The organism is Streptomyces sp. NPDC000134 (assembly GCF_042899225.1).
Classification (GTDB): Bacteria; Actinomycetota; Actinomycetes; order Streptomycetales; family Streptomycetaceae; genus Streptomyces.
Genome location: NZ_JBIAZN010000015.1, coordinates 133,082 through 146,478 on the forward strand (window position 1 = coordinate 133,082; position 13,397 = coordinate 146,478).

The 13,397-nt window shown below is 74.0% G+C and carries 11 protein-coding genes; 7 read left to right on the forward strand and 4 right to left on the reverse strand.

Translation table 11 applies throughout. The features are described 5' to 3' along the window. The first annotated feature begins 6 nt into the window (after positions 1 to 6). From ACFY32_RS23025 to ACFY32_RS23045, 5 genes are all read left to right on the forward strand, one after another. Positions 7 to 207 (forward strand): hypothetical protein, encoded by a 201-nt coding sequence (locus ACFY32_RS23025; protein WP_359201745.1) that lies wholly within the window; start codon positions 7 to 9, stop codon positions 205 to 207. A gap of 123 nt (positions 208 to 330) precedes the next feature. Beyond that, a complete protein-coding gene (locus tag ACFY32_RS23030; protein WP_390675120.1) occupies positions 331 to 1,344 on the forward strand; it encodes an iron-containing redox enzyme family protein in 1,014 nt (337 codons plus the stop codon). 21 nt (positions 1,345 to 1,365) lie between these two features. Continuing rightward, the gene (locus tag ACFY32_RS23035; RefSeq protein ID WP_390675121.1) at positions 1,366 to 2,019 is read left to right on the forward strand and encodes a HemK2/MTQ2 family protein methyltransferase; all 654 of its coding nucleotides are present in this window, start codon (positions 1,366 to 1,368) and stop codon (positions 2,017 to 2,019) included. Next, positions 2,000 to 2,203: a CDGSH iron-sulfur domain-containing protein gene (locus ACFY32_RS23040; protein ID WP_359201742.1), complete on the forward strand. Its 204-nt coding sequence runs from the start codon at positions 2,000 to 2,002 to the stop codon at positions 2,201 to 2,203. Before ACFY32_RS23035 ends, ACFY32_RS23040 begins: the two co-directional genes overlap by 20 nt. A gap of 321 nt (positions 2,204 to 2,524) precedes the next feature. Continuing rightward, on the forward strand, positions 2,525 to 3,694 hold the full coding sequence (locus tag ACFY32_RS23045) for a lactate 2-monooxygenase (RefSeq protein ID WP_390675122.1): 1,170 nt from the start codon (positions 2,525 to 2,527) through the stop codon (positions 3,692 to 3,694). Between the two features lie 45 nt (positions 3,695 to 3,739). Here the strand turns inward: ACFY32_RS23045 and ACFY32_RS23050 are convergent, their stop codons facing one another. From ACFY32_RS23050 to ACFY32_RS23065, 4 genes are all read right to left on the reverse strand, one after another. Further along, a complete protein-coding gene (locus ACFY32_RS23050; RefSeq protein WP_390675123.1) occupies positions 3,740 to 4,117 on the reverse strand; it encodes a toxin Doc in 378 nt (125 codons plus the stop codon). A gap of 3 nt (positions 4,118 to 4,120) precedes the next feature. After that, positions 4,121 to 4,366, reverse strand: a complete 246-nt coding sequence (locus ACFY32_RS23055; protein WP_359201736.1) for a hypothetical protein — start codon at positions 4,364 to 4,366, stop codon at positions 4,121 to 4,123. Between the two features lie 93 nt (positions 4,367 to 4,459). Continuing rightward, positions 4,460 to 6,703, reverse strand: coding sequence for a glycoside hydrolase family 9 protein (locus tag ACFY32_RS23060; protein ID WP_390675124.1), 2,244 nt, complete (start codon positions 6,701 to 6,703; stop codon positions 4,460 to 4,462). 154 nt (positions 6,704 to 6,857) lie between these two features. After that, positions 6,858 to 9,947 carry a glycoside hydrolase family 2 TIM barrel-domain containing protein gene (locus tag ACFY32_RS23065; RefSeq protein WP_390675126.1) on the reverse strand — a complete coding sequence of 1,030 codons (3,090 nt, stop codon included), beginning with the start codon at positions 9,945 to 9,947 and terminating at the stop codon, positions 6,858 to 6,860. A gap of 258 nt (positions 9,948 to 10,205) precedes the next feature. On the opposite strand from ACFY32_RS23065, the gene ACFY32_RS23070 reads away from it, so the two are divergent. Together ACFY32_RS23070 and ACFY32_RS23075 are read left to right on the forward strand one after the other, a co-directional pair. Continuing rightward, complete coding sequence (locus tag ACFY32_RS23070) at positions 10,206 to 12,587, forward strand: SpoIIE family protein phosphatase (protein WP_390675127.1); 2,382 nt, start codon at positions 10,206 to 10,208, stop codon at positions 12,585 to 12,587. A 107-nt stretch (positions 12,588 to 12,694) separates the two neighbouring features. After that, positions 12,695 to 13,393 carry a DUF4232 domain-containing protein gene (locus tag ACFY32_RS23075; protein WP_390675128.1) on the forward strand — a complete coding sequence of 233 codons (699 nt, stop codon included), beginning with the start codon at positions 12,695 to 12,697 and terminating at the stop codon, positions 13,391 to 13,393. Positions 13,394 to 13,397: the final 4 nt, after the last annotated feature.

Sequence of the window (13,397 nt, forward strand, 5' to 3'; positions counted from 1 at the left end):
ACGCCCATGTCCGGCGAGGACACCGGCGCCCGGCCCGACGAGCAGGCCCAGAAGCCGCCGCGGACGGCGATCGAGGAAGTCATCCGCGAGGTCGAGGAGGCCGAGACCCGCGACCCGGAGGAGCCGCGCGAGCGCCGTCACCGCGGCGAGGCCGGCGACGCCGCCTCCCCCAACACCGGCGCCCAGGAGCAGTCCCACCACGACTGACCCCCGCCGCCGGGGACGGCCCCCGGTGCCCGCGTACGGGCACCGGGGGCCGTCGTCCGTCGTGGGGACCGGGCGTGCCGTGGATCACGCGTGCCGGCGGCGTCTGCGGGTACCCGGCCGACCATGGAGTACGACCGCGAAGGACCTTCTCTGCCGTCCGCCCGGGGCCCCCTCTCCGCGGCCGTCCGGGACCGTCTGCGGGGCACCGGGCCGCTGCCCGCCCCGGAGACCGTGGCCGCCGCCGACCCCTACGGCGACGACCTCCAGCTCGCCCTGTACCAGTGCTACGAGCTGCACTACCGGGGCTTCGCCGGGGTCCGCGCCGACCTGGAGTGGGACCCGGACCTGCTGCGTGTCCGGGGCGCGCTGGAGGGCGTCTTCCTGGCCGCCCTGCGCGCCGACACGCCCCTGCACGACAGTGTCCCGGAGGCGGTCGAGGACCTGCTGGTGGAGCCCGTGGACGGCACCGGCGTCAGCCACTTCCTGCGGGACAAGGGCGAGCTGTGGCACCTGCGGGAGTACGCCGCCCAGCGTTCGCTGTACCACCTGAAGGAGGCCGACCCGCACGCCTGGGTGCTGCCCCGGCTCTGGGGCCGGGCCAAGGCGGGGATGGCCGCGGTGGAGTTCGACGAGTACGGCGGCGGCCGCGCCGACCGGGTGCACGCCCGTCTCTTCGCCGACCTGATGACCGACCTGGACCTGGACACGACGTACGGGCGCTATCTGGACGCGGCGTGCGCGGAGCTGCTGGCCACGGTGAACCTGATGTCCCTGTTCGGGCTGCACCGCTCCCTGCGCGGCGCCCTGGTGGGGCACTTCGCGGCGGTCGAGATCACCTCCTCCCCCGGCTCCCGGCGGCTCGCCGAGGCGATGCGCCGCACCGGCGCGGGACCGGCCGCCGAACATTTCTACGACGAGCACGTCGAGGCCGACGCGGTGCACGAGCAGGTCGTCCGGCACGAGGTGATCGGCGGCCTCCTGGAGGAGGAGCCGGAGCTGGCGCCGGACGTGGTCCTGGGCATCGACGCCACCGGCCTGGTGGAGGACCGGCTGGCCGCGCGGCTGCTCTCCGACTGGCGGGCCGGACGGTCCTCGCTGCGCGTACCGCTTTCCCCCGAGATCTCCCATACTTCCTGATCGCCGGGGTACCTGGGACCCGTGAGCCCTCTGGTGCTGCCGGGTGTGTACGCCCCGCAAGAAGACACGGCGCTGCTGGCCGACGCCCTCGCCGACGAGGCACTGCCCGTCGCCGCGGCCGTCCTGGACGTGGGAACCGGAACCGGTGCGCTGGCCCTGGCGGCCGCGCGGCGCGGCGCCCGGGTGACCGCGGTGGACGTGTCGTGGCGGGCGGTGTGCACGGCCCGGCTGAACGCCGCGCGTGCCGGACTGCCGCTGCGCGTCCGGCACGGCAACCTGTTCACGCCCGTCCTGGGCGAGACCTTCGACCTGGTCCTGACCAATCCGCCCTACGTCCCCTCCCCGCACGGCGGCCGCCGTCCGCGCGGCCCGGCGCGGGCCTGGGACGCGGGGCACGACGGCCGGCTGCTGCTGGACCGGATCTGCCGGCAGGCGCCCGGACTGCTGCGGCCCGGCGGTGTGCTGCTGCTGGTGCAGTCGGCGCTCAGCGACCCCGACGCCACCGTCGGGCATCTGCGCGCGGCCGGGCTGAAGGCCGCGGTGACCCGGCGGCAGCGGATCGCCTTCGGTCCCGTGGTCCGCGGCCGGGAGCGCTGGCTGCGCGACCGCGGGCTGCTGTCCGTCACCGACAACGAGGAAGAGCTGGTGGTCGTCCGTGCCGAACGCCCCGTCTGAGGAACCCCGCCGGATCACCGTCCGGCGCCGGGGCCCGATGCTGGTGGAGGGTCCGGTGGAGATCGAGCTGGAGGACGGCTCGACGGTCCGCTCCGACCGCTTCCGGGTCGCCCTGTGCACCTGCCGGCGCAGCCGCCGCTACCCCTGGTGCGACACCAGCCACCGGGCCCGGTCCCGCGAGTGACGGCGGGCGGCGGACGGCCCCACTTCCGTCCGCCGCCTTCGCGCTCGTTCTCCCCAGCAACGAGCGGCGCAGGCGAGTCTGCCGAGCCCGCCGCCGGAACACATCTCGACCCGGCACATTTCGGTACCTTCCAGTGTTGAATCAGTGGCGGGAAGTCACGAGCCTTGAACGATTCAACGCCGGTTCGTGGCCATTCTTGATCGCCAGCGGGTCACGCTGGCGTGATCTTCACGTTCCGCAATAGGCCGGAACCCACCCCGTGTCCCGTCTTCCTACCGGCGAGTATCGTCACCGGCGCGACGACGAGAGGCGGACATGCGGATGCCTGAGCACTGGGCGGACTTCCAGTACGAGATCTACCTGAACGGCATGACCGGGGCCGTGCCCCGGCTGCCCACCGACCTGACCGCACTGGAGGCGCTCACCGAGCGGCGCCTCGGCCCCGGCCCCGTCGGGTACGTAGCGGGCAGCGCGGGCGACGGCAGTACCGCTCGGGCCAACCGGGCGGCCCTCGCGCGCCACCGGATCGTGCCGCGGATGCTGCGGGACGTGGGCGAGCGGGACCTGTCGGTGGAGGTACTGGGCCGGTCGCTGCCCGCGCCGGTGGCGCTGGCGCCGGTCGGGGTGCTCTCGATCATGCACCCGGACGCCGAGCCGGCCGCCGCGCGGGCCGCCGCCGCGCAGGGCGTGCCGTTCGTGCTGTCGTCGGCGTCCAGCACCCCCATGGAGCAGGTGGCGGAGGCGATGGGCGACGCCGAGCGCTGGTTCCAGCTCTACTGGCCGAAGGACCGGGAGGTGGCCCGCAGCTTCCTGGAGCGGGCCCGTGCGGCCGGGTTCACGGCGCTGTTCGTCACGCTGGACACCCCGCTGCTGTCCTGGCGCCCGCGCGACCTGGACCAGGCGTACCTGCCCTTCCTGCACGGGGTGGGCACCGCCAACTACTTCTCCGACCCGGCGTTCCGGGCCGGGCTCGCCAAGCCGGTGCACGAGGACCCGAACGCGGCGGTCATGCACTTCGTCGGCATGTTCTCCGACCCCGGCAAGACCTGGCCGGACCTGGCGTTCCTGCGGGAGAACTGGGACGGGCCGATCGTGCTGAAGGGCATCCTGCACCCGGACGACGCCCGGCTCGCCGCGGACGCCGGGATGGACGGGGTCGTGGTGTCCAACCACGGCGGCCGGCAGGTGGCCGGCGCGGTCGCCGCCGCCGACGCGCTGCCCCGCGTCGCCGAGGCGGTCGGCGACCGGCTCACCGTCCTGTTCGACAGCGGGATACGCACCGGCGACGACGTGTTCAAGGCGCTCGCGCTGGGCGCCCGGACGGTGCTGCTCGGGCGGCCCTACGTCTACGGGCTGGGGCTGGACGGGCAGGCGGGCGTCGAGCACGTCGTACGGTGCCTGCTCGCCGAACTCGACCTGACCCTCGCCCTGTCCGGGCACGCCGGGCCGTCGACGCCGGGCCCCGCCGACCTGGTGACGGACGGCGGGTGAATCCCGGCGGCCGGTGAGCCGGCCCGGCGCCCCGCTGCCCCGGCGTCAGATCTGCCAGGACCGCAGCCGGTCGGCCGCCCGGTAGACGTCGGCCTTGCCGGACATCAGGTCGCGGGCGAGGTCGACCAGCGCCCCGTAGGGCGGGTCGATGCCGGCGCCGCTGACGAACATGTAGGCCACGGCGGTCGCGCAGGCGAACCGGGCGTTGGCCGACGGCAGCGGCTTGAGCACGGCGAGGGTGTGCAGCAGCGCGGCGGCCCGCCAGGCGGGGTCGGAGTCCACGCCGAGCCGGGGCGGATCGACGCGGTGCCGGGCGACGGCGGCGACCAGCGCGGAGAAGTCGGTGACCGTGGGGCGGCCGGGCAGCACTTCCTCGTGGCGCCGGAGCAGCCAGGGCACGTCGATGTGGATGACCGCCGTCATGGGTCAGGCGGCCCGGCCCCGGCCCGTGGCGGGTGGTTCGTCGTCGGGGAAGGCCGCGGCGAACTCCTCGGCGTGGTCCCGGAAGAACTGGCGGAACGCCTCCGCGCCCTCCTGAAGCGCCCGGTGCCGCGCGATACCCGCGGCGGCGGCCTCCCGGACGAGGGCCTTCATCGACGTACCGCGTTCCTTGGCGATCTGGCGCAGGTCCTCGAGTTCGCGGTCGCTGAACTCCACGTTCAGGGCTGGCATGCCTCCCACGGTACCGCTCGGGTACTGACCCGTAAATTGCGCCAGGTCAGGATGGTGATCGAGAGGTACCGGGGAGGCGTGGCCGGACGGGGATCAGCCCTGGTCGGCGACGAAGGCGGCCATCCGGGCCAGGGCCGCGTTCCAGTTGATGGTCGTCTCGTTGGTGGACCAGGACTGGATGTCGTCGATGTAGCAGAACTGCCCGACGCAGCCCTGGAGCTTCGCCTGCGCGACGGGGTCCTGGATGCTGGAGTTCGGTCCGCCGGACAGGGTGCCGGCCGGCGGGTTGGGCAGCGAGGGTTCGAGCTGGTGGGCGTACCAGCGGCTGTGCTGGTTGTGCGCGTTGGCCTCGCCGTAGCCGGTGACGTAGGAGATGTTCAGGGCGTTGCGGCCGAGGACGTAGTCCATGCTCTGGACGGCTCCGTCGCGGTACTTGGCGCCGCCGGTGATGTCGTAGGCGGTGGCGAGGACGACGGCGTTGTTGAGGACCTGGTGGCTGGACCCCCAGTCGTAGACGTTGTCCGCCGGCGCGTACGGCATGCCGTACGGGTGGTCCTTGAGCGTGGCCAGGTAGCGGTCGGCGCCCCGGACGACGGAGCGGCGGACCTGGTCGCGGCCGGGGAGCTTGTTCGGCACGGTGGCGAGGTCGAGGCGGGCCGCGGCGGCGGTGCGGGCCCAGTCCAGGCTGATCGGACCGAAGATGTCGGCGGTGTGCACCGGGGAGTCGAGCACGTGGTCGCGGAAGCCCTTCTCACCGGTGGTGAGGTACAGCTCGGTGGCCGCCCAGTAGAACTCGTCCTGGATGTCCCGGTCGGGGTAGGCGCCGCCGCCTATGCCGTCGTTCTCGTCGGCGTAGACGTCGGGGTGGGCGAGCGCCGCCGCCCAGGCGGTGCGCGCGGCGCTGAGGGCCCGCGCGGCGAACGCCCGGTCGTAGGGCTTGTAGAGCCGGGCCGCCTGGGCCGCGGCGGCGGCCAGGTTGAGGGTGGCGGCGGTGGTCGGCGGGTGCAGTTCGCGCTTCTGCGGGTCGGCGCTGGGCAGCAGGGGCAGCCCGGTCCAGTTCTCGTCGTGGATCTTGTGGTGGGCCATGCCGGCCAGCGGCTGTCCGGCGGGCACCTGCATCTTCAGCAGGAACTCCAGCTCCCAGCGCACCTCGTCGAGCAGGTCGGGCACCTTGTTGCCGCTCTCGGGTATGGAGAGGGTGCCGTCGCGGAAGGCGGCGGGGGTGCCGGTGCGGGCGTGCAGGGCGCGTTCGTAGGTGCTCAGCAGCTCCCACACGGAGATGCCGCCGTTGACGACGTACTTGCCGTGGTCGCCGGCGTCGTACCAGCCGCCGGATACGTCCAGCCGGTAGTCGCAGACGCCGGGCTGGCAGGGCACGTCGGTGTCGCCCTGGTTGGGCGCGACGCCCACGTGGCCGGCCGGGCGGGCGTAGCCGGGGCGCAGGTCGTCGCGGATGGCGACCCCGCTGCGCTGGGTGTAGTAGTACTTCGCGGCGTCGGCGCGCAGCTTGTCGTAGGCGGCCGTGCCGATGTCGAAGGGGCGGCTGGTCTCGCCGTCGGCGACCAGGGTGTAGCCCTCGCCGCGCTGCTTGTAGCGGCCGAAGTCGATGGAGTGGACGTTCTGCCCGGAGGAGGCGTCCACGCCGCGCGGCACGCTGGTGCCGCGGGCGACCACGGTGCCGCCGGCGTTCTTGAGCTGCCAGGGCAGGGCGGTGGTGGCGTCGGTGACGAGGGTGGCGTTCTTCGGCCCGGACGGCAGGTAGGCGACCTGGTTGACGCGGACCCGGGGCCCGGTGTCGGGCTCGTACTGCTCCGGCGGCACCCCGCCGAGCAGGGAGACGTCGTCCGCGCAGAACCGCCAGGGATCGGCGCTGCCGCCGACCTGGAAGGCGACCTGCCCCTGGGCGGTGTCGACGGGCGCGGTGAAGGTGTAGGAGTAGCTGTTGCCGGAGACGCTGAGCTGCGGACTCACCTCGTAGTAGGTGTCGTACGGCGCCACCGACAGGCCGACGACGGCCCGGACCACGTGGTCGGCGGGCGTGCCGTCCGCCTGGAAGGAGAACCGGTAGGTCTCCCCCGCGACGAGCGCGATGTCGTTCTGGCCGACCGCCGCGTCCCAGCGGTTGGTGGTGCCGCCGGGCACGTCGGCGCAGAGCCGGCCGTCCTCGACGGCGGCGGTGACGTTGCTCGACGACCACCAGGACTCGGTGCCGTTGTCGAAGGTGCCGTTCCTGACCTGCTCCGTCTCCTCGGCCCCGGCCGGTGCGGCGGGCAGCGCGGTGAGCGCGGCCGCCAGCAGGGCGGTCAGGGAGAGCAGCGCTGTTCTGCGTTTCTTCACGTCTGGGCTCCTCGGAGGAGGGGCGGGCGGCGCTCGCCGAATACGGAATGGGAGCGCTCCCAACTGGGGTCGCAGGCCATGGTTGTTGCAGTCATGACAGTGCGTCAACGGTCCGGACGGGACTCGTTTCCCGTCCGGACCGTCGCCCGCGCGCTCAGGCGGCCGGCGCCGCCAGGCGGCTGACCCGGATCGCGCCCCGGGCCTCGCCGGGGTACCGGCTGGTCAGGGTGAGCCGGACCCGGGAGCCGCGCACCGCGTCGAAGGTGACGACCGTGGGCGCGTCGGAGGCGGTGGCCCACTCGGTGCGCACGCCCTCGGCCGGCCGCCACGCCCGGCCGGTGAACACCTCCACCCGCACCTCGGCGGGCAGGGTGTGGCCGGCGTCGGTGGTGAAGGAGACCTCGACCCGGTCGAAGCGGCGGGTCCGTCCGTAGTCCACCGAGAGCCAGTCTTCGGGGCGAGCCCCGTCGAAGGCGGGGAGCAGGGCGGTGGCCTCCTTGCGGAACCCGTTGGACCAGCCGGTCGCCGGGTCGTCGTCGAGCACGGCGGCCGGGAGGGTGTCGGGGCGCCCGGAGTAACTGGCGTCCGCGTGCGGGTACTCCACGGGCGCCGGCAGATCCGGGGCGAACCCGGGCGCGGGCGTGGTGGCGCGGTCGGCGGCCCGCTCGGCGCGCACGGTGGCGGTGCCGGTCCGCAGCCCCTCGGCGCGGGCCGTCACCTTCAGCGTCCCGGCGCGGGTGCCGGAGCGGACGATGGCGAGGGCCTTGCCGTGGAAGGCCGTGCGGGTACTGGCCTGGTAGCGCTCGGCGCTCTCCTGGCGGCCGTTGTCGAGCCCGGCCAGCGAGCCGCCCGCCACGCCGAAGGAGAGCAGGTGCCCGGCGTCCGGCACCACCACGCCGTGCCGGTCGACCACCTCGGCGGTGACGAACACCAGCGAACGGCCGTCGGCGGCGAGGGATTTCCGGTCGGGCGTCAGCCGCACCGCGTACGGCTCGCCGGCGGTGCGCAGCACATCGGTGGCGACCGCCTTCCCGCCGCGCCGGGCGACGGCCTTCAGCTCGCCCGGCTCGAACGGCACCCGCCAGGTCAGGTGGAGCTTGCCGGCGCTGCCGTTGGGACTGGTGTAACTGCCCGGGTAGGGGCCGGAGGTGACGGTCTTGTCGTCGCCGGTGGCCTCGGTGGTCTCCAGGTAGGTACGCCCGTCGGCGGTCTTCTTGGTGTCGAACCGGCGCACCCCGAGCGAGCGTCCGTTCAGGAACAGCTCGACGGTGTCGACGTTGGCGTACGCCCAGACCTCGACGGTGTCGCCCGGGGCGTGGTTCCAGGTCATCGGCACCAGGTGGACCATCGGTTCCCCGGTCCACTGGCTGCGGAAGAGGTGGTACATGTCCTTGGGGAAGCCCGCGGTGTCGACCGCGCCGAAGAAGGACGCCTTGACCGGGAAGACGTCGTACGGCGTCGGCTCCCCGATGTAGTCGATGCCGGACCACAGGAACTGCCCGGTGAACCACTTGCGGTCCCGGTCCTTCTTGTGGCCGTACTCGCCGCTCATCGTCCAGGACGCGAGGTTGTTGTCGTACGAGGAGGCCGCCCGCCGGCCCGGCGTGTGGTTCTCGCCGGTGTTGAGGTGCTCGGGCTCCTGGTACGCACCGCGCGTGGAGGTCTCCGAGGAGGACTCGGACTCGAAGAGGAACAGGTGGGGGTAGGCCGCGTGCAGGTCGTCCACCGACTTCGCGGTGTTGTAGTTCAGGCCGAGGCCGTCCAGTTTGGCCAGCATCAGGTCGGCCGCGGAGCCCTTGGCGGGCAGCCTGCGGTACTTGTCGGAGCCGATGACCAGCGGCCGGGTGTCGTCGGCCGCCTTGATCGCGGCGATGATCCGGTCGGCCATGGCGAGCCCGGCGGTGGAGGTGGAGTCGGGGATCTCGTTGCCGATCGACCACATGACCACGGCGGGCGAGTTGCGGGCCGCCAGGACCATCTCGGTGGCGTCCGTCTCGCACCACTGGTCGAAGAACCGGCCGTAGTCGTACCGGTTCTTGCCGGTCCGCCAGCAGTCGAACGCCTCCACCAGCGTCACGATGCCCAGTTCCTCGCAGACCCGGAGCACCTCGGGGGCGGGCGGGTTGTGGGAGGTGCGCAGGGCGTTGACGCCCATCGACTTCATGATCTCCATCTGCCGGCGGACGGCGTCGGCGCTGACGGCGGCGCCGAGCGCGCCGAGGTCGTGGTGCAGGTCGACGCCCTTGAGCTTGGCGTGCGCGCCGTTGAGGAAGAAGCCCTCCTTCGGGTCGACCCGGACGGTGCGGATGCCGAACGGGGTCGTGTACGTGTCCACCGTCCGGCCGCCGACGCGCAGTTCGGTGCGCAGGGTGTAGCGGTGCGGGGCCGCGAAGTCCCAGCGGCGGGGCCGGGCGACGGTGAGTTCGTGGATCTCGGCGCGCTCGTCGGCGCCGACGGCGACCGTGGAGGAGGCGCGGGCCACGACGCGCCCGTCGGGGTCCTCCACCGCCGAGCGGATCTCGACCTCGCGGGCGGTGCCGGAGGCGTTCACCACCGTCGTCGCCACCCGGACGACGGCCCGCTCGTCGGTGACCTCGGGGGTGGTGACGTACGTGCCCCAGCGCCGGACGTGCACCGGGTCGGTGACGACCAGGCGGGCCTCGCGGTAGATGCCGCTGCCGGAGTACCAGCGGCTGCTGGGCAGGCGGTTGCGGACCCGGACCGCGAGGACGTTCTCGGTTCGCCCGTCGGTGTGCACCAGGTCGGTGAGGTCGACGGCGAAGCCGGTGTACCCGTACGGGTGACGCCCGGCCTCCGTGCCGTTGCAGTACACGAACGCGTCCATGTAGACGCCGTCGAACTCGACCGAGATCCGCTTGCCCGCGAGCGCCGACGGCAGGGTGAAGGCCAGGCGGTACCAGCCCAGGCCGCCCGGCAGGAAGCCGGTGCCGCTGGTGGTGCCGTGCTCGGTGGTGGGCGTCCGCTCGATGCTCCAGTCGTGCGGGACGGCGACCTCGCGCCAGTCCGTGTCGTCGTGGCCGGGGTCGGCGGGGGCCGCGTCGGGCTCGTCGGCGCCGACCGGGTCGGCCAGCAGGAAACGCCAGTTGTCGCGCAGCGGCACGCCGTGCCGGCCGGCGACCGCGCCCTCCGGGTCCGCGGCCCAGGCCGCCGGGGTGCCGAACAGCGCCCCCGCCGCCGGGGTGGCGGCGGTAGCGATCAGAACCGATCTGCGGGTGACCGTCATGACTCTCCCTCATCAGGGACTAGAACAGAAATACTCACAACCAATCGACAACAAACAGATTCTGACGCCGCGCCACATGCGGACGTCAAGTGTGCGGAGGCGCACTTCTTTCCCGCCCGTCGCTCCCGTTCGAGATACCGTGCGCCCGCCGGGTTCCGCGCACCGCGGGGTTCGGGTCCGCGAGGGGCCGGGGACGCACTAGGCTGGCCCCCAAGTGACACACCGTTCACTGTGAGTGTGCGCGTTGGAGTGGCGACGATGAGTCCGGTCAACCCGTTCGACGATGCCGCCACGGCCCGGGCCGTCATCGACGACACCGGCAGGGTCCAGAAGTGGAACCAGGGCGCGCGTCGGCTGCTGGGCCACCCCGCGGCCGAGGTCGTGGGCAGGCCCGCCGCCGGGCTGCTGGCCGGCCGCGCCGCCGGGTGGGCGCTGGCCGACCTCGGCGCGGGGCGCTGGGGCGGCACCCTGGCGCTGCGGCACCGCGACGGCCGTACCGTGTCCCTCTGGGTGCTGGCCCACCGCCGCCACCCCGACCACGGCCCGCCGGCCTGGCTGGTGGCCGCCCCGGTGGACACGGGCCCCCCGCAGCCGGAGGACCCGCTGTTCCGGGCGGCCCTGACCCAGTCCCCGTGCGCCATGATGATCTACGACGAGGGGCTGCGGCTGCACGGCGTCAACGACGCCATGGAGGCGCTGATGGAGCTGTCGCCCGCACGCATCCGCGGCCTGCGCCCCACCGACGTCGACGACGAGCCGCAGACCGCCGAGTTCGAGAACCACATGCGGCGCGTGCTGACCACCGGGCGCGGGTACGACATGCACGCGCACCTGAAGGCCGCCGGGGAGATCCGCGCGCACGCGTGGCTGGCCCGCATCGCCCCCCTCAGCGACCCCGAGGGCCGGGTCCGGGGCGTGTGCGTCAGCGCCCACGACTTCACCGAGCAGCATCTGGCCCGCGAGCGGCTGCTGCTGGTCAACGAGGCCAGCGTGCGCATCGGCACCACCCTGGACGTCACCCGCACCGCCCAGGAGCTGGCGGACGTCTGCGTCCCGGCGCTCGCCGACTTCGTCAGCGTCGACCTGCTCGACGCCCGGGAGTCCGGCACCGAGCACACCGGCCCGCCCGTGCCGCCGGTGACGCTGCGCCGGGCCGCCCACCAGTCGATCACCCCGGGCTGTCCGGAGGCGGTGGCCGGACCGGGCCAGACGGACCTCTACCCGGTCGGCTCCCCGCAGGCCGACTCCCTGGCCACCGGCCGCGCCATCGTCGCCGCCATGCCCACCGGGGACGGCGCCGAGCGGTGGCGGGACTGGGACGAGGTCCGCTTCCGGAAGCTGCGGGACCTCGGCGTGCACGCCACGCTGTCCGTCCCCCTCCAGGCCCGCGGCACCACCCTCGGCGTCGCCGTCTTCACCCGCTACCAGCGGCCCGAGCCGTTCACCCACGACGACGTGCTGCTGGCCGAGGACGTCACGGCCCGCGCCGCCGTCTGCATCGACAACGCCCGCCGCTACTCCCGCGAGCGCGAGACCACCCTCACCCTCCAGCGCAGCCTGCTGCCGCGCTCCCTGCCGCCCACCGCCGCGGTGCAGGCCGCCTCCCGCTATCTGCCGGCGGCCCGCTCCGGGGTCGGCGGCGACTGGTTCGACGTCATCCCGCTCTCCGGGATGCGGGTCGCCATGGTCGTCGGCGACGTCGTCGGCCACGGCATCCAGGCGTCGGCCACCATGGGCCGGCTGCGCACCGCCGTCCGCACCCTCGCCGACATCGACCTGGCCCCGGACGAACTCCTCACCCACCTCGACGACCTGGTCCTGCGGCTCTCCGACGAGTCCGGCGGCGACGGCACCGGCGAGGTCGGCGCCACCTGTCTGTACGCGGTGTACGACCCGGTGTCCCGGCGCTGCACCCTGGCGCGGGCCGGTCATCCGCCGCCCGTCCTGGTCCCGCCGGACGGGCCGCCCCGCCATGTCGCGCTGCCCTCGGGGCCGCCGCTCGGCCTCGGCGGACTGCCGTTCGAGTCCGCCGAGTTCGAGCTGCCCGAGGGCACCGTGCTGGCGTTCTACACCGACGGGCTGATCGAGAGCCGCGACCGGGACGTGGACGCCGGGCACCAACTGCTCTGCGAGGCCCTGGCCAGGCCCGCCGGTTCGCTGGACGAGACCTGCGACCGCGTGCTGCACACCCTGCTGCCGCCGGGCGGCGCCGCCGACGACGTGGCGCTGCTGCTGGCCCGCACCCGAGGTCTGCCCCCGTCCCGGGTGGCGACCTGGGACGTCCCCGCCGACCCGGCGCTGGTCGCGCCCATCCGCAAGCAGGTCCTGGACCAGTTGTCCGCGTGGGCCCTGCTGGAGGCGTCGTTCACCGTGGAACTGGTGGTGAGCGAACTGGTCACCAACGCCATCCGCTACGGCGCCCCGCCGATCCGGCTCCGGCTGATCCACGACGCGACCACGCTGATCTGCGAGGTCTCCGACACCAACCACACCGCCCCGCACCTGCGCCGTGCCAAGACCTGGGACGAGGGCGGACGCGGACTGCTGCTGGTCGCCCAGCTCACCCAGCGCTGGGGCAGCCGGCACACCACCGAGGGCAAGACGATCTGGGCGGAACTGGGGCTGCTGGAGGAGGAGTGAGCCGGTGCGCGGGGCGTGCGCCCCCGTGCGCCGGTTTTCGGCGGGCGCGGCGGGGACACTCGGTCGACAGGCCGTGCGCGAGGACCCTCCAGGAGCGTGAAGCAGCCATGGCGAACACATTCCCGGCCGTCCGCCGGACGGCCCTGCTGGCGAGCGCGGTGGCGCTGCTGGGCGCCCTGACCGCCTGCGGCGGCGACGGCGGCACCACGACGGCCGCCGGCCACCCGTCCTCGACCGCCCCGGACCGCACGGCCACCCCCGCCACCAGCCGCCCCGCCTCCCCCGTCTCCCCCGTCTCCCCCGCCACCAGCCGCCCCGACACCCCCGGCGACACCACGGCGGCGCCCGGCGACACCGCCGGGTCCGCGTCGGCCTCCGCCCGCGCCGGCGGCCGGTGCCACACCTCCGCGCTGCGCGCCTCCGTCGGCCGGATGGACCCCGGCGCCGGACAGCGCAACTTCCCGGTGGTCCTGACCAACACCTCGTCGCGCACGTGCACGCTGTACGGCTATCCGGGCCTGGCGTTCACCGACGCGGCCGGGCGGCAGCTCGGCCCCGACCCGAAGCGCACCGCCGCCTCGCCGGAGACCGTCCGGCTGACTCCGGGCGCGAGCGCGTGGGCCGCGCTGTCCTTCGCCAGCCCCGAGATCAGCGGGGCCCGCACCGCCGACCCCGCGACCCTGCTCGTCACCTCGCCCGACGAGCGGGACTCCCTGAAGGTGGCGTGGCGGGCCGGGGAGGTGCCGGTGGGCGGCGCCGAGTCGCAGGTCTCGGTCACCGTCCTGTCGCCGGGCGCGGGCCCCTGAGCCG

Excerpts from the sequence above, each read along its gene's own strand:
- ACFY32_RS23025 (WP_359201745.1), top strand. The coding sequence starts at position 7 with ATGTCCGGCGAGGACACCGGCGCCCGGCCCGACGAGCAGGCCCAGAAG.
- ACFY32_RS23030 (WP_390675120.1), top strand. The coding sequence starts at position 331 with ATGGAGTACGACCGCGAAGGACCTTCTCTGCCGTCCGCCCGGGGCCCC.
- ACFY32_RS23045 (WP_390675122.1), top strand. The coding sequence starts at position 2,525 with ATGCCTGAGCACTGGGCGGACTTCCAGTACGAGATCTACCTGAACGGC.
- ACFY32_RS23050 (WP_390675123.1), bottom strand. The coding sequence starts at position 4,117 with ATGACGGCGGTCATCCACATCGACGTGCCCTGGCTGCTCCGGCGCCAC.
- ACFY32_RS23055 (WP_359201736.1), bottom strand. The coding sequence starts at position 4,366 with ATGCCAGCCCTGAACGTGGAGTTCAGCGACCGCGAACTCGAGGACCTG.
- ACFY32_RS23065 (WP_390675126.1), bottom strand. The coding sequence starts at position 9,947 with ATGACGGTCACCCGCAGATCGGTTCTGATCGCTACCGCCGCCACCCCG.
- ACFY32_RS23070 (WP_390675127.1), top strand. The coding sequence starts at position 10,206 with ATGAGTCCGGTCAACCCGTTCGACGATGCCGCCACGGCCCGGGCCGTC.
- ACFY32_RS23075 (WP_390675128.1), top strand. The coding sequence starts at position 12,695 with ATGGCGAACACATTCCCGGCCGTCCGCCGGACGGCCCTGCTGGCGAGC.